The organism is Streptomyces sp. NPDC000410, assembly GCF_040300305.1.
In the GTDB taxonomy this organism is placed as follows: Bacteria; Actinomycetota; Actinomycetes; order Streptomycetales; family Streptomycetaceae; genus Streptomyces.
Genome location: NZ_JBEPDM010000001.1, coordinates 627,638 through 651,245, shown reverse-complemented (window position 1 = coordinate 651,245; position 23,608 = coordinate 627,638). Strand labels below are relative to the sequence as shown.

Annotated in this window: 17 protein-coding genes and 1 tRNA gene; 16 read left to right on the top strand and 2 right to left on the bottom strand. The window is 66.7% G+C overall.

The genetic code is table 11. The features are described from left to right. Positions 1-52: 52 nt before the first annotated feature. Together ABT342_RS02995 and ABT342_RS02990 are read right to left on the bottom strand one after the other, a co-directional pair. Positions 53-1,111 (bottom strand): adenosine deaminase, encoded by a 1,059-nt coding sequence (locus ABT342_RS02995; protein ID WP_351566045.1) that lies wholly within the window; start codon positions 1,109-1,111, stop codon positions 53-55. A 150-nt stretch (positions 1,112-1,261) separates the two neighbouring features. Next, positions 1,262-2,488, bottom strand: coding sequence for a pyridoxal phosphate-dependent aminotransferase (locus tag ABT342_RS02990; protein ID WP_351566042.1), 1,227 nt, complete (start codon positions 2,486-2,488; stop codon positions 1,262-1,264). Between the two features lie 181 nt (positions 2,489-2,669). Here ABT342_RS02990 and ABT342_RS02985 point away from each other — a divergent pair. The 16 genes from ABT342_RS02985 (at position 2,670) to ABT342_RS02910 (ending at position 23,606) form a co-directional block, all read left to right on the top strand. Beyond that, a tRNA-Trp gene (locus ABT342_RS02985) sits at positions 2,670-2,742 on the top strand. Between the two features lie 105 nt (positions 2,743-2,847). After that, positions 2,848-3,135: a preprotein translocase subunit SecE gene (secE, locus tag ABT342_RS02980; RefSeq protein WP_266381527.1), complete on the top strand. Its 288-nt coding sequence runs from the start codon at positions 2,848-2,850 to the stop codon at positions 3,133-3,135. A gap of 77 nt (positions 3,136-3,212) precedes the next feature. Beyond that, positions 3,213-4,100, top strand: a complete 888-nt coding sequence (gene nusG / locus ABT342_RS02975) for a transcription termination/antitermination protein NusG (RefSeq protein WP_351566038.1) — start codon at positions 3,213-3,215, stop codon at positions 4,098-4,100. A 166-nt stretch (positions 4,101-4,266) separates the two neighbouring features. Beyond that, on the top strand, positions 4,267-4,701 hold the full coding sequence (gene rplK / locus ABT342_RS02970; protein ID WP_003956479.1) for a 50S ribosomal protein L11: 435 nt from the start codon (positions 4,267-4,269) through the stop codon (positions 4,699-4,701). Positions 4,702-4,807: 106 nt separating this feature from the next. Continuing rightward, positions 4,808-5,530, top strand: coding sequence for a 50S ribosomal protein L1 (gene rplA, locus ABT342_RS02965; RefSeq protein ID WP_351566034.1), 723 nt, complete (start codon positions 4,808-4,810; stop codon positions 5,528-5,530). 155 nt (positions 5,531-5,685) lie between these two features. Next, positions 5,686-6,561, top strand: coding sequence for an SCO4651 family lipoprotein (locus ABT342_RS02960; RefSeq protein WP_351566031.1), 876 nt, complete (start codon positions 5,686-5,688; stop codon positions 6,559-6,561). 297 nt (positions 6,562-6,858) lie between these two features. Further along, positions 6,859-7,389, top strand: coding sequence for a 50S ribosomal protein L10 (rplJ, locus tag ABT342_RS02955; RefSeq protein WP_351566028.1), 531 nt, complete (start codon positions 6,859-6,861; stop codon positions 7,387-7,389). 116 nt (positions 7,390-7,505) lie between these two features. Beyond that, on the top strand, positions 7,506-7,892 hold the full coding sequence (rplL, locus tag ABT342_RS02950; protein WP_351566025.1) for a 50S ribosomal protein L7/L12: 387 nt from the start codon (positions 7,506-7,508) through the stop codon (positions 7,890-7,892). A gap of 549 nt (positions 7,893-8,441) precedes the next feature. Next, positions 8,442-11,924: a DNA-directed RNA polymerase subunit beta gene (rpoB, locus tag ABT342_RS02945; protein ID WP_351566022.1), complete on the top strand. Its 3,483-nt coding sequence runs from the start codon at positions 8,442-8,444 to the stop codon at positions 11,922-11,924. Between the two features lie 132 nt (positions 11,925-12,056). Beyond that, positions 12,057-15,956, top strand: coding sequence for a DNA-directed RNA polymerase subunit beta' (locus ABT342_RS02940; RefSeq protein WP_351566019.1), 3,900 nt, complete (start codon positions 12,057-12,059; stop codon positions 15,954-15,956). 824 nt (positions 15,957-16,780) lie between these two features. Then, complete coding sequence (rpsL, locus tag ABT342_RS02935; RefSeq protein ID WP_003948652.1) at positions 16,781-17,152, top strand: 30S ribosomal protein S12; 372 nt, start codon at positions 16,781-16,783, stop codon at positions 17,150-17,152. 2 nt (positions 17,153-17,154) lie between these two features. After that, positions 17,155-17,625: a 30S ribosomal protein S7 gene (gene rpsG, locus ABT342_RS02930; RefSeq protein ID WP_006347241.1), complete on the top strand. Its 471-nt coding sequence runs from the start codon at positions 17,155-17,157 to the stop codon at positions 17,623-17,625. A gap of 39 nt (positions 17,626-17,664) precedes the next feature. Beyond that, positions 17,665-19,791, top strand: coding sequence for an elongation factor G (fusA, locus tag ABT342_RS02925; RefSeq protein WP_351566016.1), 2,127 nt, complete (start codon positions 17,665-17,667; stop codon positions 19,789-19,791). Between the two features lie 153 nt (positions 19,792-19,944). Further along, positions 19,945-21,138 carry an elongation factor Tu gene (gene tuf, locus ABT342_RS02920; RefSeq protein WP_351566013.1) on the top strand — a complete coding sequence of 398 codons (1,194 nt, stop codon included), beginning with the start codon at positions 19,945-19,947 and terminating at the stop codon, positions 21,136-21,138. Between the two features lie 188 nt (positions 21,139-21,326). Continuing rightward, entirely contained in the window at positions 21,327-21,782 is a 456-nt protein-coding gene (locus tag ABT342_RS02915) for a hypothetical protein (protein WP_351566010.1), read from the top strand. A 9-nt stretch (positions 21,783-21,791) separates the two neighbouring features. Then, the gene (locus ABT342_RS02910) at positions 21,792-23,606 is read left to right on the top strand and encodes an alpha/beta hydrolase (protein ID WP_351566007.1); all 1,815 of its coding nucleotides are present in this window, start codon (positions 21,792-21,794) and stop codon (positions 23,604-23,606) included. Positions 23,607-23,608: the final 2 nt, after the last annotated feature.

Below are 23,608 nucleotides of genomic sequence, written 5' to 3'. Positions count from 1 at the left end.
CGATCGCGAGTCCCGCATCCCGGCCTGGGGTCCGCCCCCGGCGGGCGTGGGTTCAGACGGTTGCCGTCAGCCAGTCGTCGATGCCCGACAGCAGCTTCTTCCGTACGTCCTCCGGCGCCGCCGACGCGCGCACCGACTGGCGGGCCAGTTCGGCCAGTTCGGTGTCCGTGAAGGCGTGGTGGCGGCGGGCGATCTCGTACTGTGCCGACAGCCGGGAACCGAAGAGCAGGGGGTCGTCCGCGCCCAGCGCCATCGGTACCCCCGCGTCCCACAGGGTCCGCAGCGGTACGTCGCCCGGCTTCTCGTAGACGCCGAGGGCCACGTTCGACGCCGGGCAGACCTCGCAGGTCACCCCGCGCTCGGCCAGCTTGCGCAGCAGGCGCGGGTCCTCGGCCGCCCGTACCCCGTGGCCGATCCGCGAGGCGTGCAGGTCGTCCAGACAGTCACGTACGGACGCGGGCCCGGTCAGTTCGCCACCGTGCGGGGCCGCCAGCAGGCCGCCCTCCCGCGCGATCGCGAACGCCCGGTCGAAGTCCCGGGCCATGCCCCGCCGCTCGTCGTTGGACAGCCCGAAGCCGACCACCCCCCGGTCCGCGTACCGCACGGCCAGCCGGGCCAGCGTGCGCGCGTCCAGGGGGTGCTTCATGCGGTTGGCGGCGACCACGACCCGCATCCCGAGCCCGGTCTCACGGGCCGCCTGGTCCACGGCGTCCAGGATGATCTCCAGCGCCGGGATGAGCCCGCCCAGCATCGGCGCGTACGAGGTCGGGTCGACCTGGATCTCCAGCCAGCCCGAACCGTCCCTGACGTCCTCCTGGGCCGCCTCCCGAACCAGCCGCTGGATGTCCTCGGGCGCGCGCAGACACGACCGCGCGATGTCGTAGAGCCGCTGGAAACGGAACCAGCCGCGCTCGTCCGTCGCCCGGAGCTTCGGCGGTTCGCCGCCGGTCAGGGCGTCGGGGAGATGGACGCCGTACTTGTCGGCGAGTTCGAGCAGGGTCGAGGGCCGCATCGACCCGGTGAAGTGCAGATGCAGATGCGCCTTGGGCAGCAGGCTGAGATCGCGGACTTTCGGGGGGTTCGGGGGGTGCCCCCCTGACTGGTGCAGCATTACAGGATCCTGCCGCAGACACCCGCCGCGCGGCAGCCCCTTTCCCCGATCGTGTTCTTGCCCGAACGAAGAAACGGGCCCCCGGCCGTTCAGCCGGGGGCCCGTTCCGTCCGCGAGAGCGGCGACAGATTCAGCGGGTGGCCGCGAGGATCAGTCGCGGGCCTCCGCCAGCAGCTTCTGGATCCGCGAGACACCCTCGACCAGGTCCTCGTCGCCCAGCGCGTACGACAGCCGCAGATAGCCCGGCGTACCGAAGGCCTCGCCCGGGACGACCGCGACCTCGACCTCGTCCAGGATGAGCGCCGCGAGCTCCACCGACGTGGCGGGGCGCTTGCCGCGGATCTCCTTGCCCAGCAGGCCCTTGACCGACGGGTACGCGTAGAACGCGCCCTCCGGCTCCGGGCAGACGACGCCGTTGATCTCGTTCAGCATCCGCACGATGGTCTGGCGGCGGCGGTCGAAGGCCTCACGCATCTTCGCGACGGCGGTGAGGTCGCCCGAGACGGCGGCCAGGGCCGCGGCCTGCGCCACGTTCGAGACGTTGGAGGTGGCGTGCGACTGCAGGTTGGTCGCGGCCTTCACCACGTCCTTGGGGGCGATGAGCCACCCGACCCGCCAGCCGGTCATCGCGTACGTCTTCGCGACACCGTTGACGACGATGCACTTCTCGCGCAGCGCCGGGACGAGCTGGGGCAGCGAGGTGAACGTCGCGTCGCCGTAGACCAGGTGCTCGTAGATCTCGTCCGTCAGCACCCACAGGCCGTGCTCGGCGGCCCACTCGCCGATCGCGCGGGCGTCGGCCTCGCTGTAGACGGCACCGGTCGGGTTGGACGGGGAGACGAAGAGCACCACCTTGGTGTTCTCCGTGCGCGCCGCCTCCAGCTGCTCCACCGAGACCCGGTAGCCGGTGGTCTCGTCCGCGACGACGTCCACCGGGACACCGCCCGCGAGACGGATCGACTCGGGGTACGTGGTCCAGTACGGGGCCGGGACGATGACCTCGTCGCCCGGGTCGAGGATCGCCGCGAAGGCCTCGTAGATCGCCTGCTTGCCACCGTTGGTCACCAGGATCTGGGCGGGGTCGACCTCGTAGCCGGAGTCGCGCAGGGTCTTCTCGGCGATGGCCTTCTTCAGCTCGGGCAGGCCCCCGGCCGGGGTGTAACGGTGGAACTTGGGGTTCTTGCAGGCCTCGATCGCGGCCTCGACGATGTAGTCGGGGGTCGGGAAATCGGGCTCGCCCGCGCCGAAGCCGATCACCGGGCGGCCGGCGGCCTTGAGGGCCTTGGCCTTGGCGTCGACGGCGAGGGTCGCGGACTCGGAGATCGCGCCGATGCGGGCGGAGACCCGGCGCTCGGTGGGAGGAGTTGCAGCGCTCATACGGCCATCGTCCCAGACCCCCGAGGCCCCGGGCACAAGGGTTTCGCGAAGCGGACAACCACGTACCGAAACCGCCGCGACGCTATCTGTTCGACGCCGGGCCTCTGACCACGTACACTCACTGCTCGTTGGCCCTCACCGACCACCTCATCGCATGGGGTAGGTTTGGGGGGAACCACAAAGGGTCGTAGCTCAATTGGTAGAGCACTGGTCTCCAAAACCAGCGGTTGGGGGTTCAAGTCCCTCCGGCCCTGCTACACACACCTTCGCCAGGATGTGTGCGCAGGTACGTACTTCATGCACCGCCGTGCGGCTCCACCGGGCGCGGCACGGCCACGACCCGGAATCAGGTGAGAGACGTGACGGACGCCGTTGGCTCCATCGACATGCCTGATGCCGAGGACGAGGCGCCGGAGTCCCGGAAGAAGACCCGGAAGGGCGGCAAGCGCGGAAAGAAGGGCCCTCTGGGCCGTCTCGCGCTGTTCTACCGCCAGATCGTCGCCGAGCTCCGCAAGGTCGTATGGCCTACTCGCAGCCAGCTGACGACCTACACCACTGTGGTGATTGTCTTCGTTGTCATCATGATCGGGCTGGTGACCGTGATTGACTATGGCTTCCAGGAAGCAGTCAAGTACGTCTTCGGCTGATCCCGCGGAGGGCGCCTTCACTCGGCGCCCGTTTTCGCATGTTCCACCCCATCTGTATCCAGGAAGAAGCAGCCACCGTGTCTGACCCGAACCTGAACGACGAGTCCGCTGAGGACCAGCTCGACATCGTCGAGGCGGCCGACGAGGACCAGGCAGAAGCTGCTGACGCCGCCGCGGGCGAGCCCGCCGAGGAAGCCGCGATCCACGTCGAGGAAGAGATCGACGCCGAGGCCGACACCGACGTCCCGGACGAGGCCTTCGACGACGAGGACGAGGACGCCGAGATCGTCGAGGCCGAGGCGGACGAGGACGCCGAGGAGGCGCCGGCCGCCGAGCCCGAGGCGCCCGTCGACCCGGTCGCCGCGCTCCGCGACGAGCTGCGCGGTCTGCCCGGCGAGTGGTACGTGATCCACACCTACGCGGGCTACGAGAAGCGCGTGAAGGCCAACCTCGAGCAGCGTGCCGTCTCGCTGAACGTCGAGGAGTTCATCTACCAGGCCGAGGTGCCCGAGGAAGAGATCGTCCAGATCAAGAACGGCGAGCGCAAGAACGTCCGGCAGAACAAGCTGCCCGGCTACGTGCTCGTCCGGATGGATCTGACGAACGAGTCCTGGGGCGTCGTCCGCAACACCCCCGGCGTCACCGGCTTCGTGGGCAACGCCTACGACCCGTACCCGCTGACCCTGGACGAGATCGTCAAGATGCTCGCCCCGGAGGCCGAGGAGAAGGCCGCCCGCGAGGCCGCCGAGGCCGAGGGCAAGCCGGCTCCGGCCCGCAAGGTCACCGTCGAGGTCCTGGACTTCGAGGTCGGCGACTCGGTCACCGTCACCGACGGCCCGTTCGCCACGCTCCAGGCCACGATCAACGAGATCAACGCCGACTCGAAGAAGGTCAAGGGCCTCGTCGAGATCTTCGGTCGCGAGACCCCGGTCGAGCTGAGCTTCGACCAGATCCAGAAGAACTGACTCTTCTGGAACATACGCCTCCGAACAGGTCAGAGCGGCTCTCGCAGCCGCTCTGACCTGCTCGGTTTTTGGCCGCGCAGTGGTACCCGTTATCGTTGTGCGGTATGCCTCCATCCGGATGATCGGGTGGCGGGCGGAAAACTCTCACTAGGACCCGGAGAGAGCAATGCCTCCCAAGAAGAAGAAGGTCACGGGGCTTATCAAGCTCCAGATCCAGGCCGGCGCGGCCAACCCGGCTCCGCCGGTCGGCCCCGCGCTGGGTCAGCACGGCGTCAACATCATGGAGTTCTGCAAGGCCTACAACGCCGCGACCGAGTCGCAGCGTGGCATGGTCGTGCCGGTGGAGATCACGGTCTACGAGGACCGTTCCTTCACCTTCGTGACCAAGACTCCGCCGGCCGCCAAGCTGATCCTCAAGGCCGCGGGTGTGGACAAGGGCTCCGGCGAGCCGCACAAGACCAAGGTCGCCAAGCTGACGCGCGACCAGGTCCGTGACATCGCCACCACCAAGATGCCCGACCTGAACGCCAACGACCTGGACGCCGCCGAGAAGATCATCGCCGGCACCGCCCGTTCCATGGGCATCACGGTCGAGGGCTGATTCAGTCCCCGTACGACCTGAGTGGCAGGGCCAGGCGCTGGCCCGGACCACGACTCCACACCTGCCACGCGGCGGAGCCGCATGGTGTAACTCCACAGGAGAAGAAGTGAAGCGCAGCAAGGCTCTCCGCAACGCGGACGCCAAGGTCGACCGGGAGCGTAACTACGCCCCGCTCGAGGCCGTCCGCCTTGCGAAGGACACCGCCTCCACCAAGTTCGACGGAACCGTCGAGGTCGCCTTCCGCCTGGGTGTTGACCCGCGCAAGGCCGACCAGATGGTCCGCGGCACCGTGAACCTTCCGCACGGCACCGGTAAGACCGCCCGGGTCCTGGTCTTCGCGACCGGTGACCGTGCTGCGGCCGCGGAAGCCGCCGGCGCCGACATCGTCGGCTCCGACGAACTGATCGACGAGGTTGCGAAGGGCCGTCTGGACTTCGACGCCGTCGTCGCCACCCCGGACCTCATGGGCAAGGTCGGCCGCCTCGGCCGCGTGCTCGGTCCCCGTGGTCTGATGCCGAACCCGAAGACCGGCACCGTGACCATGGACGTCGCCAAGGCTGTCACCGACATCAAGGGCGGCAAGATCGAGTTCCGCGTCGACAAGCACTCGAACCTGCACTTCATCATCGGCAAGGTCTCCTTCGACGAGACGAAGCTGGTCGAGAACTACGCCGCGGCGCTGGAGGAGATCCTCCGTCTGAAGCCGTCCGCCGCGAAGGGCCGCTACATCAAGAAGGCGACCCTGACCACCACCATGGGCCCCGGCATCCCGCTGGACTCCAACCGCACCCGCAACCTCCTCGTGGAGGAGGACCCGGCCGCGGTCTGAGCCTGACAGCTCAAAACGGTCCGAACGAAACCGGCCCCCGCACCTCTCAGGAGGTGCGGGGGCCGGTTTTATTTATGTGGCGTTGTCAGTGCGAGCCGGTAGTGTCGCGAGGGTTTGCGCAATGCGCCTGAAAACTTCACATCCATGGGGGGATCATGAAGACTTCTGTACGCAAAAAGGCCACCGGAGCCGTCCTCGCGGCTGCCCTGCTGTGCGGTGGCGCCACTGCCTGTACGTCTTCCTCGACCTCGGGCACCAGCAGCAGCCCGGACAAGAAGGCGGGCCAGAAGCCGCTCAACGTCGAGCCCGCCGCCGCCGTGAAGCAGGCCGCCGAGTCGACGGAGAAGCTCACGTCCTTCTCGTACCGGATGAAGGGCCAGACCCCGGAGGGCCAGCAGGTCACCGGCGAGGCCGGGATGAACCTGAAGCCGCTGGCCATGAAGATGCAGATGTCGTCCGGTGGCGAGACGGTCGAGTTCCGGCTCACCGGCGACGGCTTCTACATGGGGGGTGGGAAGCCCGACCCCGAGACCGGCAAGAGCTGGCTCAAGTTCCCCGCCGCCGCGCTGAAGGAGGCCGCCGGCGGGTCGGCGTCCGGGTCCGGGTCCGGGCAGGCGAGCCAGGCCGAGCAGAACCCGGCGACGGAGGCCGGGATGATGGAAGGCGCCGAGAACGTCAAGAAGGTCGGCACCGAGACCGTCGACGGCGTCGAGACCACCCACTACACGGGCACCGTCACCCTCGCCGCCATGCGGGCCGGCCTCAAGGACGAGGACGCCGCCACCAAGCAGCGCCGGGAGAAGCAGCTCAAGCAGTACGAGAAGCAGGGCCTGAAGCAGCTCACCATGGACATGTGGATCGACGGTGACAACCACACCAAGCAGTTCCGCACGCGTGGTGCGACCAAGACCGGTCCGCTCGACATGACCATGACGTTCTTCGACCTGAACGAGCCGGTCACGGTCACGGCCCCGCCGGCCGCCCAGGTCATGGACCTCGGCGCCGAGATGGCCGAGGGCCAGCAGGGCTGATCACCGGTCTGAGCCACCGGTCTGGCGCGGGAGCCGATTTGCATGCTAGGCCGGTGTCTCATACCCTCTTCAGGAAGCCAAAGACCGCTGGTCGTTGCCATGCCCCGCAAGGGTGTGGCGGCCGAAGGATCCGCTAGCTGCGGACGACCCGCGCAGGTGACTGTGGATGAGCTCCCGGATGTCCCTCTTTGAGGGTGCAGTCGGTCGAGCCACGCCCCGTGCGCCTGCGCCGGGGCGTTTCGTTTTGTTCAGCCCCTTCTGAGCGGTCCTCATCACCCGGAAGGAGGCCGACGCTCTATGGCAAGGCCCGACAAGGCTGCCGCGGTAGCCGAGCTCGCGGACCAGTTCCGCGACTCGAACGCCGCTGTGCTGACCGAGTACCGGGGTCTCACCGTGGCGCAGCTCAAGACGCTGCGTCGTTCGCTCGGTGAGAACGCCCAGTACGCCGTGGTGAAGAACACGCTGACCAAGATTGCGGCCAACCAGGCCGGGATCACCGCGCTCGACGACCAGTTCGCTGGTCCGACCGCGGTCGCCTTCATCACCGGTGACCCGGTGGAGTCGGCGAAGAGCCTGCGTGACTTCGCCAAGGAGAACCCGAATCTCATCATCAAGGGCGGTGTCCTTGACGGTAAGGCGCTGACCGCCGATGAGATCAAGAAGCTTGCGGACCTCGAGTCCCGCGAGGTTCTGCTCAGCAAGCTGGCCGGCGCGTTCAAGGGCAAGCAGTCCCAGGCTGCCTCGCTCTTCCAGGCGCTGCCGTCGAAGCTCGTCCGCACCGTGGACGCGCTTCGCGCCAAGCAGGCCGAGCAGGGCGGTGCCGAGTAATTCGGCTCGCGCATTGATCAGCGCCACGTAGACGGCGCTGATCGCAGCGGGCCCAACGTACGCCCGCCGACATGTACATCCCGGCACCAGCCGAATTAGTGGAAGGATCGCCCATCATGGCGAAGCTCAGCCAGGAAGACCTGCTCGCGCAGTTCGAGGAGATGACCCTCATCGAGCTCTCCGAGTTCGTGAAGGCGTTCGAGGAGAAGTTCGACGTCACCGCCGCCGCGGCCGCCCCGGTCGTCGTCGCCGGTGGTGCCGCTGGTGGCGCCGCCGAGGCCGTCGAGGAGAAGGACGAGTTCGACGTCATCCTCACCGGCGCCGGCGAGAAGAAGATCCAGGTCATCAAGGTCGTGCGTGAGCTGACCTCCCTGGGCCTGAAGGAGGCCAAGGACCTCGTCGACGGCACCCCGAAGCCGGTCCTCGAGAAGGTCGCCAAGGACGCCGCCGAGAAGGCCGCCGAGTCCCTCAAGGCTGCCGGCGCCTCCGTCGAGGTCAAGTGACCTCGCGAGTCGTCTGACTCTCGCGCTGTAACGCGCACACACTGAAAGGCGATCACCCATCTGGGTGGTCGCCTTTCGGCGTTCCCGGCCACACCAGGGTGGTCGTCTTGCACTGTCCGCTGCGGAGAGTAAGGTGATCTTCGCCGTGCGCCAGGTGACGGTCCCCACCGAGTGGGGGGCCTTGACGAACCGCACGCAGCGCGCAATTCTCAGGACGCGTCGTCACAACGATCCGAGTCCGAGGCATGGATCGACGCACGAACGGGCAGTATCGGTGTGCGCCCCCAGCGCACGGCATACCGCGGAGTTGAGAACAACGAGGGTCTCAAAAAACCCGACCTGGACATCAGTGGGCCAAGTGGCTACACTGACCCTTTGCGCTGCCTGTTAGCTGCCCCCTGCCCGTCACCAGGGGCATACCCTCGCAAGAGCATCGTTGACTGAGCACCTCTGACCTGGCCTTTTGGCTAATCAAGGAACGTCTGTCTTCGTGCCTCGCTGGGGACCGGTACGCGCGTAGTGAGTCCGAGCCCTCGGAAGGACCCCCTCTTGGCCGCCTCGCGCAACGCCTCGACCGCGAATACGAACAACGGCGCAAGCACCGCCCCGCTGCGCATCTCCTTTGCAAAGATCAAGGAGCCCCTCGAGGTTCCGAACCTCCTCGCGCTGCAGACCGAGAGCTTTGACTGGCTGCTCGGCAATGCCGCCTGGAAGGCTCGTGTCGAGGCGGCTCTGGAGTCCGGACAGGACGTCCCCACCAAGTCCGGTCTGGAGGAGATCTTCGAGGAGATCTCGCCGATCGAGGACTTCTCCGGGTCGATGTCGCTGACCTTCCGCGACCACCGCTTCGAGCCCCCGAAGAACTCGATCGACGAGTGCAAGGAGCGCGACTTCACGTACGCCGCGCCGCTCTTCGTCACGGCCGAGTTCACCAACAACGAGACCGGTGAGATCAAGTCCCAGACGGTCTTCATGGGCGACTTCCCGCTCATGACCAACAAGGGCACCTTCGTCATCAACGGCACCGAGCGTGTCGTGGTGTCGCAGCTGGTCCGCTCGCCGGGTGTCTACTTCGACTCCTCCATCGACAAGACGTCCGACAAGGACATCTTCTCCGCCAAGATCATCCCCTCCCGGGGTGCCTGGCTGGAGATGGAGATCGACAAGCGCGACATGGTCGGTGTCCGCATCGACCGCAAGCGCAAGCAGTCCGTCACCGTCCTCCTGAAGGCTCTCGGCTGGACCACCGAGCAGATCCTCGAGGAGTTCGGCGAGTACGAGTCGATGCGCGCCACCCTGGAGAAGGACCACACCCAGGGCCAGGACGACGCGCTGCTCGACATCTACCGCAAGCTGCGCCCGGGCGAGCCGCCGACGCGCGAGGCCGCGCAGACGCTTCTTGAGAACCTGTACTTCAACCCGAAGCGTTACGACCTCGCCAAGGTCGGCCGCTACAAGGTCAACAAGAAGCTCGGCGCGGACGAGCCGCTGGACGCCGGCGTGCTCACCACCGACGATGTCATCGCGACCATCAAGTACCTGGTCAAGCTGCACGCCGGTGAGGTCGAGACGGTCGGCGAGAACGGCACGCAGATCGTCGTCGAGACCGACGACATCGACCACTTCGGCAACCGTCGTCTGCGTAACGTCGGCGAGCTCATCCAGAACCAGGTCCGTACGGGTCTGGCTCGTATGGAGCGCGTCGTGCGTGAGCGCATGACCACCCAGGACGTCGAGGCGATCACGCCGCAGACCCTGATCAACATCCGGCCGGTCGTCGCCTCCATCAAGGAGTTCTTCGGCACCAGCCAGCTGTCCCAGTTCATGGACCAGAACAACCCGCTCTCGGGCCTGACCCACAAGCGCCGTCTGTCGGCGCTGGGCCCCGGCGGTCTGTCCCGTGAGCGGGCGGGCTTCGAGGTCCGAGACGTGCACCCGTCCCACTACGGACGCATGTGCCCGATCGAGACCCCCGAAGGCCCGAACATCGGTCTGATCGGTTCGCTCGCCTCGTACGGCCGTGTCAACGCGTTCGGCTTCGTCGAGACGCCGTACCGCAAGGTCGTCGACGGCCAGGTCACCGACGAGGTGGACTACCTGACGGCCGACGAGGAGGACCGCTTCGTCATCGCGCAGGCCAACGCCGCGCTCACCGATGACCTGCGCTTCGCCGAGTCCCGCGTGCTGGTCCGCCGCCGTGGCGGCGAGGTCGACTACGTCCCGGGCTCGGACGTGGACTACATGGACGTCTCGCCGCGCCAGATGGTGTCGGTCGCGACCGCCATGATCCCGTTCCTCGAGCACGACGACGCCAACCGTGCCCTCATGGGCGCGAACATGATGCGCCAGGCCGTTCCGCTCATCAAGGCGGAGGCCCCGCTCGTCGGCACCGGCATGGAGTACCGCTGTGCCACCGACGCCGGCGACGTCATCAAGGCGGAGAAGGACGGTGTGATCCAGGAGGTTTCGGCCGACTACATCACCGTCGCCAACGACGACGGCACGTACACCACGTACCGCGTCGCCAAGTTCTCCCGCTCCAACCAGGGCACCTCGGTCAACCAGAAGGTCGTCGTCTCCGAGGGCGACCGGGTCATCGAGGGCCAGGTCCTCGCCGACGGCCCGGCCACCGAGAACGGTGAGATGGCGCTCGGCAAGAACCTGCTGGTCGCGTTCATGCCGTGGGAGGGTCACAACTACGAGGACGCGATCATCCTGTCGCAGCGCCTCGTGCAGGACGACGTCCTCTCCTCGATCCACATCGAGGAGCACGAGGTCGACGCCCGTGACACCAAGCTCGGCCCGGAGGAGATCACCCGGGACATCCCGAACGTCTCCGAGGAGGTCCTCGCCGACCTCGACGAGCGCGGCATCATCCGGATCGGTGCCGAGGTCGTCGCCGGCGACATCCTGGTCGGCAAGGTCACCCCGAAGGGTGAGACCGAGCTGACCCCGGAGGAGCGCCTGCTCCGCGCGATCTTCGGTGAGAAGGCCCGTGAGGTCCGTGACACCTCGCTGAAGGTGCCGCACGGCGAGACCGGCAAGGTCATCGGCGTCCGCGTCTTCGACCGCGAGGAGGGCGACGAGCTTCCCCCCGGTGTGAACCAGCTGGTGCGCGTGTACGTCGCGCAGAAGCGCAAGATCACCGACGGTGACAAGCTCGCCGGCCGTCACGGCAACAAGGGTGTCATCTCCAAGATCCTGCCGATCGAGGACATGCCGTTCCTGGAGGACGGCACCCCGGTCGACATCATCCTCAACCCGCTGGGTGTCCCGTCCCGAATGAACCCGGGACAGGTCCTCGAGATCCACCTCGGCTGGCTCGCCAGCCAGGGCTGGAAGGTCGAGGGCAGCGAGGAGTGGATGCAGCGTCTGCAGGCCATCGGCGCGGACGACGTCCAGCCCGGTACGAACGTGGCGACGCCGGTCTTCGACGGCGCCCGTGAGGACGAGCTGGCCGGCCTCTTCGAGCACACCATCCCGAACCGCGACGGCGAGCGCATGGTGCTCCCGTCCGGCAAGGCCCGGCTGTTCGACGGCCGCTCCGGTGAGCCGTTCCCGGACCCGATCTCGGTCGGGTACATGTACATCCTCAAGCTCCACCACCTGGTCGACGACAAGCTGCACGCCCGGTCGACCGGTCCGTACTCGATGATCACCCAGCAGCCGCTGGGTGGTAAGGCTCAGTTCGGTGGCCAGCGCTTCGGTGAGATGGAGGTGTGGGCGCTGGAGGCTTACGGCGCCGCGTACGCCCTCCAGGAGCTGCTGACCATCAAGTCCGACGACGTCACCGGCCGCGTGAAGGTCTACGAGGCCATCGTCAAGGGCGAGAACATCCCGGAGCCCGGCATCCCCGAGTCCTTCAAGGTGCTCATCAAGGAGATGCAGTCCCTGTGCCTCAACGTGGAGGTGCTGTCCTCGGACGGCATGTCCATCGAGATGCGCGACACCGACGAGGACGTCTTCCGCGCCGCGGAGGAGCTCGGTATCGACCTGTCCCGGCGCGAGCCGAGCAGCGTCGAAGAGGTCTGACAGGTTGGCCGGCCGCCCCCACAAGGCGGCGGCCGGCCCGCCCCGGACCCTCCCCCTACGCCCTGCGGGCGTGGGAGGACCCCCATCAGACCATTGATTTTGAGACACGACCCTGAGAGGGATTGACGCATAGTGCTCGACGTCAACTTCTTCGACGAGCTCCGGATCGGCCTGGCCACCGCTGACGACATCCGTCAGTGGTCCCACGGCGAGGTCAAGAAGCCCGAGACGATCAACTACCGCACGCTCAAGCCCGAGAAGGACGGACTCTTCTGCGAGAAGATCTTCGGTCCGACCCGGGACTGGGAGTGCTACTGCGGCAAGTACAAGCGCGTCCGCTTCAAGGGCATCATCTGTGAGCGGTGTGGCGTCGAGGTCACCCGCGCCAAGGTGCGCCGTGAGCGGATGGGCCACATCGAGCTGGCCGCCCCCGTCACCCACATCTGGTACTTCAAGGGCGTTCCGTCGCGTCTGGGCTACCTGCTCGACCTGGCCCCGAAGGACCTCGAGAAGGTCATCTACTTCGCGGCGTACATGATCACGTACGTCGACGACGAGCGCCGCACCCGTGACCTGCCGTCGCTGGAGGCCCACGTCTCCGTCGAGCGCCAGCAGATCGAGAACCGCCGCGACTCCGACCTGGAGGCCCGCGCCAAGAAGCTCGAGGCCGACCTGGCCGAGCTCGAGGCCGAGGGCGCCAAGGCCGACGTGCGCCGCAAGGTGCGCGAGGGCGCCGAGCGCGAGATGAAGCAGCTGCGCGACCGTGCCCAGCGCGAGATCGACCGTCTCGACGAGGTGTGGAGCCGCTTCAAGAACCTCAAGGTCCAGGACCTTGAGGGCGACGAGCTGCTCTACCGCGAGCTGCGTGACCGCTTCGGCACGTACTTCGACGGCTCGATGGGTGCCGCGGCGCTGCAGAAGCGCCTGGAGTCCTTCGACCTCGACGAGGAGGCCGAGCGCCTCCGCGAGATCATCCGTACCGGCAAGGGCCAGAAGAAGACCCGTGCGCTCAAGCGCCTCAAGGTCGTCTCCGCGTTCCTGCAGACCAGCAACAGCCCCAAGGGCATGGTTCTGGACTGCGTCCCGGTCATCCCGCCGGACCTGCGTCCGATGGTGCAGCTGGACGGTGGCCGCTTCGCGACCTCCGACCTGAACGACCTGTACCGCCGGGTCATCAACCGGAACAACCGTCTGAAGCGTCTGCTCGACCTCGGTGCCCCCGAGATCATCGTGAACAACGAGAAGCGGATGCTCCAGGAGGCCGTCGACGCGCTGTTCGACAACGGCCGCCGCGGTCGCCCGGTCACCGGTCCCGGTAACCGCCCGCTGAAGTCCCTCAGCGACATGCTGAAGGGTAAGCAGGGTCGCTTCCGTCAGAACCTGCTCGGTAAGCGAGTCGACTACTCGGCGCGTTCCGTCATCGTCGTCGGCCCGCAGCTGAAGCTGCACCAGTGCGGTCTGCCCAAGGCCATGGCCCTGGAGCTCTTCAAGCCGTTCGTGATGAAGCGCCTGGTCGACCTGAACCACGCGCAGAACATCAAGAGCGCCAAGCGCATGGTCGAGCGCGGCCGCACCGTCGTGTACGACGTCCTCGAAGAGGTCATCGCCGAGCACCCGGTGCTGCTGAACCGTGCGCCCACGCTGCACCGCCTCGGCATCCAGGCCTTCGAGCCGCAGCTGGTCGAGGGCAAGGCCATCCAGATCCACCCGCTCGTCTGCACCGCGTTCAACGCGGACTTCGACGGTGACCAGATGGCCGTGCACCTGCCGCTGTCCGCGGAGGCGCAGGCCGAGGCCCGCATCCTGATGCTGTCCTCGAACAACATCCTGAAGCCGGCCGACGGCCGTCCGGTCACGATGCCGACCCAGGACATGGTCCTCGGTCTGTTCTTCCTGACCACCGACGGTGAGCTCCGTGACACCAAGGGCGAGGGCCGCGCGTTCGGCTCCACGGCCGAGGCGATCATGGCGTTCGACGCCGGCGAGCTCGCGCTGCAGTCGCAGATCGACATCCGCTTCCCGATCGGCACCGTTCCGCCGCGCGGCTGGGTTCCCCCGGTCGCCGAGGAGGGCGAGCCGGAGTGGCAGCAGGGTGACTCGTTCCGTCTGCGTACGTCGCTGGGCCGCGCGCTCTTCAACGAGCTGCTGCCCGAGGACTACCCCTTCGTCGACTACTCGGTCGGCAAGAAGCAGCTCTCCGAGATCGTCAACGACCTCGCCGAGCGCTACCCCAAGGTCATCGTGGCGGCGACGCTCGACAACCTGAAGGCGGCGGGCTTCTACTGGGCGACCCGTTCCGGCGTCACCGTGGCCATCTCCGACGTCGTCGTTCCCGAGGCGAAGAAGGAGATCGTCAAGGGCTACGAGGCGCAGGACGAGAAGGTCCAGAAGCAGTACGAGCGCGGTCTCATCACCAAGGAAGAGCGCACTCAGGAGCTCATCGCGATCTGGACCAAGGCGACCAACGAGGTTGCCGAGGCCATGAACGAGAACTTCCCCAAGACGAACCCCATCTTCATGATGGTTGACTCGGGTGCCCGAGGAAACATGATGCAGATGCGTCAGATCGCCGGTATGCGTGGTCTGGTGTCGAACGCCAAGAACGAGACGATCCCGCGTCCCATCAAGGCGTCCTTCCGTGAGGGTCTCTCCGTCCTCGAGTACTTCATCTCGACGCACGGTGCCCGTAAGGGTCTGGCCGACACCGCCCTGCGTACCGCCGACTCGGGTTACCTGACCCGTCGTCTGGTGGACGTCTCGCAGGACGTGATCATCCGCGAGGAGGACTGTGGCACCGAGCGCGGTCTGAAGCTGCGGATCGCCGAGAAGGGTGCCGACGGCAACCTGCGGAAGACGGACGACGTCGAGACCTCCGTGTACGCGCGGATGCTCGCCGAGGACGTCGTCGTGGACGGCAAGGTCATCGCGCCGGCCAACGTCGACCTGGGTGACGTGCTCATCGACGCCCTCGTGGGCGCCGGCGTGGAGGAGGTCAAGACCCGCTCGGTCCTGACCTGTGAGTCCGCGGTCGGTACGTGTGCGTACTGCTACGGCCGTTCGCTCGCCACCGGCAAGCTGGTCGACATCGGTGAGGCGGTCGGCATCATCGCCGCCCAGTCCATCGGTGAGCCCGGTACCCAGCTGACGATGCGTACCTTCCACACCGGTGGTGTGGCCGGTGACGACATCACCCAGGGTCTGCCGCGTGTCGTCGAGCTCTTCGAGGCCCGTACCCCGAAGGGTGTCGCCCCGATCTCCGAGGCCTCCGGCCGCGTGCGGATCGAGGAGACCGAGAAGACCAAGAAGATCGTCGTCACCCCGGACGACGGCAGCGACGAGACGGCGTTCCCGATCTCGAAGCGTGCCCGTCTGCTGGTGGGCGAGGGCGACCACGTCGAGGTGGGCCAGAAGCTCACCGTGGGTGCCACCAACCCGCACGACGTGCTGCGCATCCTCGGCCAGCGCGCCGTCCAGGTCCACCTGGTCGGCGAGGTCCAGAAGGTCTACAACTCGCAGGGTGTGTCGATCCACGACAAGCACATCGAGATCATCATCCGGCAGATGCTGCGCCGCGTGACGATCATCGAGTCCGGCGACGCGGAGCTGCTGCCGGGCGAGCTCGTGGAGCGCTCGAAGTTCGAGACCGAGAACCGTCGTGTGGTCACCGAGGGCGGTCACCCCGCCTCCGGCCGTCCGCAGCTGATGGGTATCACCAAGGCCTCGCTCGCCACCGAGTCGTGGCTGTCGGCGGCGTCCTTCCAGGAGACGACCAGGGTCCTGACCGACGCGGCGATCAACGCCAAGTCGGACTCCCTGATCGGCCTCAAGGAGAACGTCATCATCGGTAAGCTCATCCCGGCCGGTACGGGCCTGTCCCGCTACCGCAACATCCGGGTCGAGCCGACCGAGGAGGCCAAGGCCGCGATGTACTCGGCCGTCGGCTACGACGACATCGACTACTCGCCGTTCGGCACGGGCTCCGGCCAGGCCGTTCCGCTGGAGGACTACGACTACGGTCCGTACAACCAGTAAGGCGTACGTCTGACCGAAGGGCGGTCACCCCGTTGCGGGGTGGCCGCCCTTCGGCGTTCTGCTGGATCAGCTTGCGCAGAGTGGGCATCAGATCCGGGTAGGCGATGCAGAGCTGATTTGCCGTCACCTTCCAGCCGGACTCCTTGAGGGCGATCGTGCTCTCGTAGTCCTCGACCGGATTCGCGTGGCCCCGAGAAGACCTCGCCGCGCCGGGGCGGAGCAGGCTGAGCAGGGCCTCCGTGCGGTGGAAGGAGCCGACGCCCGAACGGTGTCGAAGGGGACGTCACGGCGGGGGCGCGAGCCGGCGGCGGCGGTGGCCGCGACCCGCGGACCGGCTTATGCGCGATGATCGCGCATCGGATAAGGCGTGACCGAACGTGACACAACATGCCCCAGGCTTCGTCCGGCGGGCTCCTCCCCAGTCACCCGGCAAGGAGATTTTTCTCCACAGAACCTCCACGCTTGCGCCACGAGGTGAAGAGTTGCAGGTCGCTGTGGGGCATTATGTGCGGTGCGTGAAGATCGAACAGCACCGTGTCGCGAACCCTCTCCCGGGCCCGTCTTCCGAGGCCGGGCGGCCCTGGCGTGCGTGGGCATTTGTTTTGACCGGAGTGCATACGGTAGGTACGCTCAGACCTTGTGCCTGGGGTGTGCCTGGGCTCATGTGCGTGTCCTCAACCGCACAACGAGCCAAGACCGGTCACCGCAATCTGCGCCCTTTCCGCCTCACGGCGGGAGTCTGCAGCATTCGACACACCCGACCGCGTGGGTCGGCGACGTTCCAGGTTAGCTTCACTACACGGCACACAGAAACCGGAGAAGTAGTGCCTACGATCCAGCAGCTGGTCCGTAAGGGCCGGCAGGACAAGGTCGAGAAGAACAAGACGCCCGCACTGGAGGGTTCCCCCCAGCGTCGCGGCGTCTGCACGCGTGTGTTCACGACCACCCCGAAGAAGCCGAACTCGGCCCTCCGTAAGGTCGCGCGTGTGCGTCTGACCTCCGGCATCGAGGTCACGGCCTACATTCCGGGTGAGGGACACAACCTGCAGGAGCACTCCATCGTGCTCGTGCGTGGTGGCCGTGTGAAGGACCTGCCGGGTGTTCGCTACAAGATCATCCGCGGTTCCCTCGACACCCAGGGTGTCAAGAACCGCAAGCAGGCCCGCAGCCGCTACGGCGCCAAGAAGGAGAAGTAAGAATGCCTCGTAAGGGCCCCGCCCCGAAGCGCCCGGTCATCATCGACCCGGTTTACGGTTCTCCTCTGGTGACCTCGCTGATCAACAAGATTCTGCTGAACGGCAAGCGCTCCACCGCCGAGCGCATCGTCTACGGCGCCATGGAAGGCCTCCGCGAGAAGACCGGTGCCGACCCGGTCATCACGCTGAAGCGCGCTCTCGAGAACGTCAAGCCGTCTCTTGAGGTCAAGTCCCGCCGTGTCGGTGGCGCCACCTACCAGGTGCCGATCGAGGTCAAGCCCGGTCGCGCCTCCACCCTCGCGCTGCGCTGGGTCGTGGGTTACTCCCGCGCCCGCCGCGAGAAGACCATGACCGAGCGCCTCATGAACGAGCTGCTGGACGCCTCGAACGGCCTCGGCGCTTCGGTCAAGAAGCGTGAGGACACGCACAAGATGGCCGAGTCCAACAAGGCCTTCGCGCACTACCGCTGGTAGTCGCTACCCACATCGAGAACCGAGAGAAGACTGAGCCTTATGGCCACCACTTCGCTTGACCTGGCCAAGGTCCGCAACATCGGGATCATGGCCCACATCGACGCGGGCAAGACGACGACCACCGAGCGCATCCTGTTCTACACCGGTGTTTCGTACAAGATCGGTGAGGTCCACGACGGCGCTGCCACGATGGACTGGATGGAGCAGGAGCAGGAGCGCGGCATCACGATCACGTCCGCCGCGACGACCTGTCACTGGCCGCTCGAGGACGTCGACCACACCATCAACATCATCGACACCCCGGGTCACGTCGACTTCACCGTCGAGGTGGAGCGTTCCCTGCGTGTGCTCGACGGTGCCGTGACGGTGTTCGACGGCGTCGCCGGCGTCGAGCCGCAGTCCGAGACTGTCTGGCGTCAGGCGGACCGCTACGGCGTTCCGCGTATCTGCTTCGTCAACAAGCTGGACCGTACGGGTGCCGAGTTCCACCGCTGCGTGGACATGATCAGCGACCGCCTTGGCGCGCAGCCGATCATCATGCAGCTCCCGATCGGTGCCGAGGCGGACTTCAAGGGCGTCATCGACCTGGTCCGCATGAAGGCCCTGGTCTGGTCCGCCGAGGCCGCCAAGGGCGAGATGTACGACATCGTCGACATCCCGGCCACCCACACCGAGGCTGCCGAGGAGTACCGCGGCAAGCTCGTCGAGGCCGTCGCCGAGAACGACGAAGAGATCATGGAGCTGTACCTGGAGGGCCAGGAGCCTTCCGAGGAGCAGCTGTACGCCGCGATCCGTCGTATCACCATCGCCTCCGGCAAGGGCAAGGGCACCACGGTCACCCCGGTGTTCTGTGGCACCGCGTTCAAGAACAAGGGCGTCCAGCCCCTGCTCGACGCGGTCGTGCGCTACCTCCCGTCGCCCGTCGACATCGAGGCCATCGAGGGCCACGACGTCAAGGACGCGGACCTGGTCGTCAAGCGCAAGCCGTCCGACGACGAGCCGCTGTCCGCGCTGGCGTTCAAGATCATGAGCGACCCGCACCTGGGCAAGCTCACCTTCGTGCGCATCTACTCCGGCCGTCTGGAGTCCGGCACCGCGGTGCTGAACTCCGTGAAGGGCCGCAAGGAGCGCATCGGCAAGATCTACCGCATGCACGCGAACAAGCGTGAGGAGATCGAGTCGGTGGGCGCCGGTGACATCGTCGCCGTCATGGGCCTGAAGCAGACCACCACCGGTGAGACGCTCGCGGACGAGAAGAACCCGGTGATCCTGGAGTCCATGGACTTCCCGGCGCCGGTCATCGAGGTCGCGATCGAGCCCAAGTCCAAGGGTGACCAGGAGAAGCTGGGTGTCGCCATCCAGCGTCTCGCGGAGGAGGACCCCTCCTTCCAGGTGCACACCAACGAGGAGACCGGCCAGACCGTCATCGGCGGTATGGGCGAGCTTCACCTCGAGGTGCTCGTCGACCGTATGAAGCGTGAGTTCAAGGTCGAGGCCAACGTCGGTAAGCCGCAGGTCGCCTACCGCGAGACGATCCGCAAGGCCGTCGAGCGCGTGGACTACACCCACAAGAAGCAGACCGGTGGTACCGGTCAGTTCGCCAAGGTGCAGATCGCGATCGAGCCCATCGAGGGCGGCGACGCCGCGTACGAGTTCGTGAACAAGGTCACGGGTGGCCGCATCCCGAAGGAATACATTCCTTCCGTGGACGCCGGCGCCCAGGAGGCGATGTCGTTCGGCATCCTCGCCGGTTACGAGATGACGGGCGTCCGCGTCATTCTTCTCGACGGTGCCTACCACGAGGTCGACTCCTCCGAGCTCGCGTTCAAGATCGCCGGTTCGCAGGCCTTCAAGGAGGCCGCGCGCAAGGCGTCCCCCGTGCTCCTTGAGCCGATGATGGCCGTTGAGGTCACCACGCCCGAGGACTACATGGGCGATGTCATCGGTGACATCAACTCCCGCCGTGGCCAGATCCAGGCCATGGAGGAGCGTGCCGGTGCCCGTGTCGTCAAGGGCCTGGTGCCGCTGTCGGAGATGTTCGGCTATGTCGGCGACCTCCGTAGCAAGACCTCGGGTCGCGCAAGCTACTCGATGCAGTTCGACTCCTACGCCGAGGTTCCGCGGAACGTCGCCGAGGAGATCATCGCGAAGGCCAAGGGCGAGTAACTCACCCGAGTACACGCTTTAGGCTTGACGCCGTAACCGTCGGGGCGTTTCCCACAAACCCGTGAGGCTCGCCCCGGCGGACGGCACCACCAGCAAAGATCACCCTGGCGCCGATGAGTAAGGCGTACAGAACCACTCCACAGGAGGACCCCAGTGGCGAAGGCGAAGTTCGAGCGGACTAAGCCGCACGTCAACATCGGCACCATCGGTCACATTGACCACGGTAAGACGACCCTCACGGCCGCCATTACCAAGGTGCTGCACGACGCGTACCCGGACCTGAACGAGGCCTCGGCCTTCGACCAGATCGACAAGGCTCCTGAGGAGCGCCAGCGCGGTATCACGATCTCCATCGCGCACGTCGAGTACCAGACCGAGTCGCGTCACTACGCCCACGTCGACTGCCCCGGTCACGCGGACTACATCAAGAACATGATCACGGGTGCGGCGCAGATGGACGGCGCCATCCTCGTGGTCGCCGCCACCGACGGCCCGATGCCGCAGACCAAGGAGCACGTGCTCCTGGCCCGCCAGGTCGGCGTTCCGTACATCGTCGTCGCCCTGAACAAGGCCGACATGGTGGACGACGAGGAGATCCTGGAGCTCGTCGAGCTCGAGGTGCGTGAGCTCCTCTCCGAGTACGAGTTCCCGGGCGACGACCTGCCGGTCGTCAAGGTCTCGGCGCTCAAGGCGCTCGAGGGCGACAAGGAGTGGGGCCAGTCGGTCCTGAACCTGATGGCCGCCGTCGACGAGGCGATCCCGCAGCCCGAGCGTGACGTCGACAAGCCGTTCCTGATGCCGATCGAGGACGTCTTCACGATCACCGGTCGTGGCACCGTCGTCACCGGCCGTATCGAGCGTGGTGTCCTCAAGGTCAACGAGACCGTCGACATCGTCGGTATCAAGCAGGAGAAGACCACCACCACGGTCACCGGCATCGAGATGTTCCGCAAGCTGCTCGACGAGGGCCAGGCCGGTGAGAATGTCGGTCTGCTCCTCCGTGGCATCAAGCGCGAGGACGTCGAGCGCGGCCAGGTCATCATCAAGCCCGGTTCGGTCACGCCGCACACCGAGTTCGAGGCCCAGGCCTACATCCTGTCGAAGGACGAGGGTGGCCGTCACACCCCGTTCTTCAACAACTACCGCCCGCAGTTCTACTTCCGTACCACGGACGTGACCGGCGTCGTGACCCTCCCCGAGGGCACCGAGATGGTCATGCCGGGCGACAACACCTCCATGAAGGTCGAGCTGATCCAGCCGGTCGCCATGGAGGAGGGCCTCAAGTTCGCCATCCGTGAGGGTGGCCGGACCGTCGGCGCCGGCCAGGTCGTCAAGATCACGAAGTAATTCGCGTTCTGACCTGGTAGCTCCGCGAGCGAGCTCCTGAAAAAGGGCCCGCACGACTTCTGTCGTGCGGGCCCTTTTTGCTGTGCCCGGTGAGCTGGGGTGTTTGATTTTCGGCCCTGTGCTTGGGAATCATGGCGGCGTGGCCCGGGGGGCGCCCGGGACGGGGATACATAAACGGGGAGCCACATATGGCTTGGGACGAGTGGGAGCAGCTCAAGGCGGATGCGGCGGGGCGTGGTTCGGGGCAGATGCAGTTGAACCAGCTTCCGGCTGATCCGGGGGGCAGTGCTCCCGCCGCTTCGGAGGATCTGAAGTCGGACAAGAAGGCCTGGGTGAAGGCCGGCGAGGGCGTCAAGGGCCTGAAGGACGGCGCCGGCAAGGCGCTCGCGTCGCTGGAGGACGGGCAGGCGGGGCTGGGGGACGGGGCGGGGGTGCAGAGCGCGGCGGCGCAGAAGGAGCTGTACGAGTCCTGGAAGAAGTACGTCGGTGACGTGAACGGCCGTTGTGAGGCGCTGGGCGGGCTGCTGGAGCGGTCGGGGCACGACCTTGCCAAGTCGGACGAGGCGGTCCTTGCGGATATCGACAAGCTCAAGTCGCAGTACAGGGACACCGAGGCCGTCGGCGGCCAGGCGAAGGGGAAGTGATCGGCGGTCATGGATCTCGCGACGCTGAAGGGCTTAAAGCCGGAAGAGTACGAGCAGGCGGCGGACGGTTACCGGGCGGTCGGTGACATGGCCAGTGCAGCCAAGGACACCATCAGCAACGAGGTCTCCGCAGGCATGCGCAAGGACAATCTGGAAGGCAAGGCGGCGACGGCCGCCCTGGGGGAGCTTCAGGAGCTCTCGAAGAACTTCCACTACGCACAGACCGAGTGCGGCCTCGTCAGTACGGCGCTGAATGGTTTCGCCTTCGACATGGCGGCGGCGAAGCGGAAGCTGGACACGGCGCTGGCGGACGCCGCCGCGAACGGCTGCACGGTGAACCAGGACGGCTCGGTGTCGTATCCGGCGGGCCGCAAGCCGGGCGAGGAGAAGGATTCCCCCGCCGGCACGGTGTCCGGGAGCGCCGGGGGCAGCGAGACGTCCGACGCGATCGAGCGCCAGGCGATGAACATCCATCCGAACCCCAACTACGGCAAGGCGATGGGGTACGCGAACCGGATCGCCGACGCGCTGAAGGAAGCGACGGACGCGGACGCGAAGTGGGCGCCGAAGCTGCGTGCGCTGAAGGCCGACGACGATCTGAAGGTCTCCAAGCAGGACTGGGCCGACGCGCAGTCGGACATGGGTGGGGTGCGCGAGGCGGGCAAGAGCTACATCGAGTCCTTGCCGGAGCCCCCGAAGTCCGGCGACCCGAAGGACAACGCCTCGTGGTGGAAGGGCCTCAGCCCGGAGGAGCAGGCGGCGTGGCTCTCCCTGCGGCCCGACACCGTGGGGGCGCTCGACGGGCTGCCCTCCACGGTGCGCGACGAGGCGAACCGCGTCGTCTTCGAGGAGAAGCGGGGCCAGCTCCAGATGGAGCTGGACTCGATCCCGAAGCCGCCCGCCAACGAGTGGACCTGGATCACGGCCGGCAGGGTCCCGGTCAAGGTGCACACCGACGAATGGATGGACTGGCACAGGCAGTACGGGGACCGGTACGAGCAGCTCAACAAGACCCTGGGCGGCATGGGGAAGATCCAGGAACGCTTCGACGCGACCGGCCAGAAGGGCCTGCCCGAGGCGTACCTGCTCGGATTCAGCCCGGAAGGCAACGGCCGGGCCATCGTCGCGAACGGGAATCCGGACACGGCCGACCACCAGGCGGTCTACGTGCCGGGTACGGCAGCGAACCTGGGCAAAATCGGCGGCGACATCAACCGGATGGTCGAGCTGTGGCGCGTTGCCGATGCCGCCCCCGGCAACGACTCGGTTTCCACGATCACCTGGCTCGGGTACGACGCCCCGCAGGACATGGTCAAGGACTCGCCGTTCAGCCACTACGCCAATGACGGCGCCCCGGCCTACAACCGCTTCCTGGACGGCCTCGACGCGTCGCGCGCCGTCGATTCGGACCCGCACCGCACGGCGGTCGGCCACTCGTACGGCACGACCCTCATCGGCTCCGCGGCCCGGCAGGGTGACCTGAACGTGGACGACGTGATCCTGGCCGGCAGCCCCGGCGTGCAGGTGAGCAAGGCCGAGGAACTGGACGTTCCCAAGGGACACGTCTGGAACCAGGAGGCCGACGGGGACTACGTCCCGGACATCGGCCGGTTCGGGCACGGCGGGACCGACTGGGACGGCCCTTGGACGATTCCCAGCGACGAACGCTTCGGCGCCAACCAGATGTCCACGGACACCGAGGGCCACAGCTACTACTGGAAGAAGGACACCCAGAGCCTCCTGAACCAGGGCCTGGTTGTGGTCGGGCAGGGCGACGACGTGAAGATGGAAGAGCGGCGCCCCGCCTATGAAAGGACCCGATAGCG

Excerpts from the sequence above, each read along its gene's own strand:
- ABT342_RS02995 (WP_351566045.1), bottom strand. The coding sequence starts at position 1,111 with ATGCTGCACCAGTCAGGGGGGCACCCCCCGAACCCCCCGAAAGTCCGC.
- rplL (WP_351566025.1), top strand. The coding sequence starts at position 7,506 with ATGGCGAAGCTCAGCCAGGAAGACCTGCTCGCGCAGTTCGAGGAGATG.
- ABT342_RS02915 (WP_351566010.1), top strand. The coding sequence starts at position 21,327 with ATGGCTTGGGACGAGTGGGAGCAGCTCAAGGCGGATGCGGCGGGGCGT.
- rpsG (WP_006347241.1), top strand. The coding sequence starts at position 17,155 with ATGCCTCGTAAGGGCCCCGCCCCGAAGCGCCCGGTCATCATCGACCCG.
- fusA (WP_351566016.1), top strand. The coding sequence starts at position 17,665 with ATGGCCACCACTTCGCTTGACCTGGCCAAGGTCCGCAACATCGGGATC.
- ABT342_RS02960 (WP_351566031.1), top strand. The coding sequence starts at position 5,686 with ATGAAGACTTCTGTACGCAAAAAGGCCACCGGAGCCGTCCTCGCGGCT.
- ABT342_RS02910 (WP_351566007.1), top strand. The coding sequence starts at position 21,792 with ATGGATCTCGCGACGCTGAAGGGCTTAAAGCCGGAAGAGTACGAGCAG.
- ABT342_RS02990 (WP_351566042.1), bottom strand. The coding sequence starts at position 2,488 with ATGAGCGCTGCAACTCCTCCCACCGAGCGCCGGGTCTCCGCCCGCATC.
- rplJ (WP_351566028.1), top strand. The coding sequence starts at position 6,859 with ATGGCAAGGCCCGACAAGGCTGCCGCGGTAGCCGAGCTCGCGGACCAG.
- rplK (WP_003956479.1), top strand. The coding sequence starts at position 4,267 with ATGCCTCCCAAGAAGAAGAAGGTCACGGGGCTTATCAAGCTCCAGATC.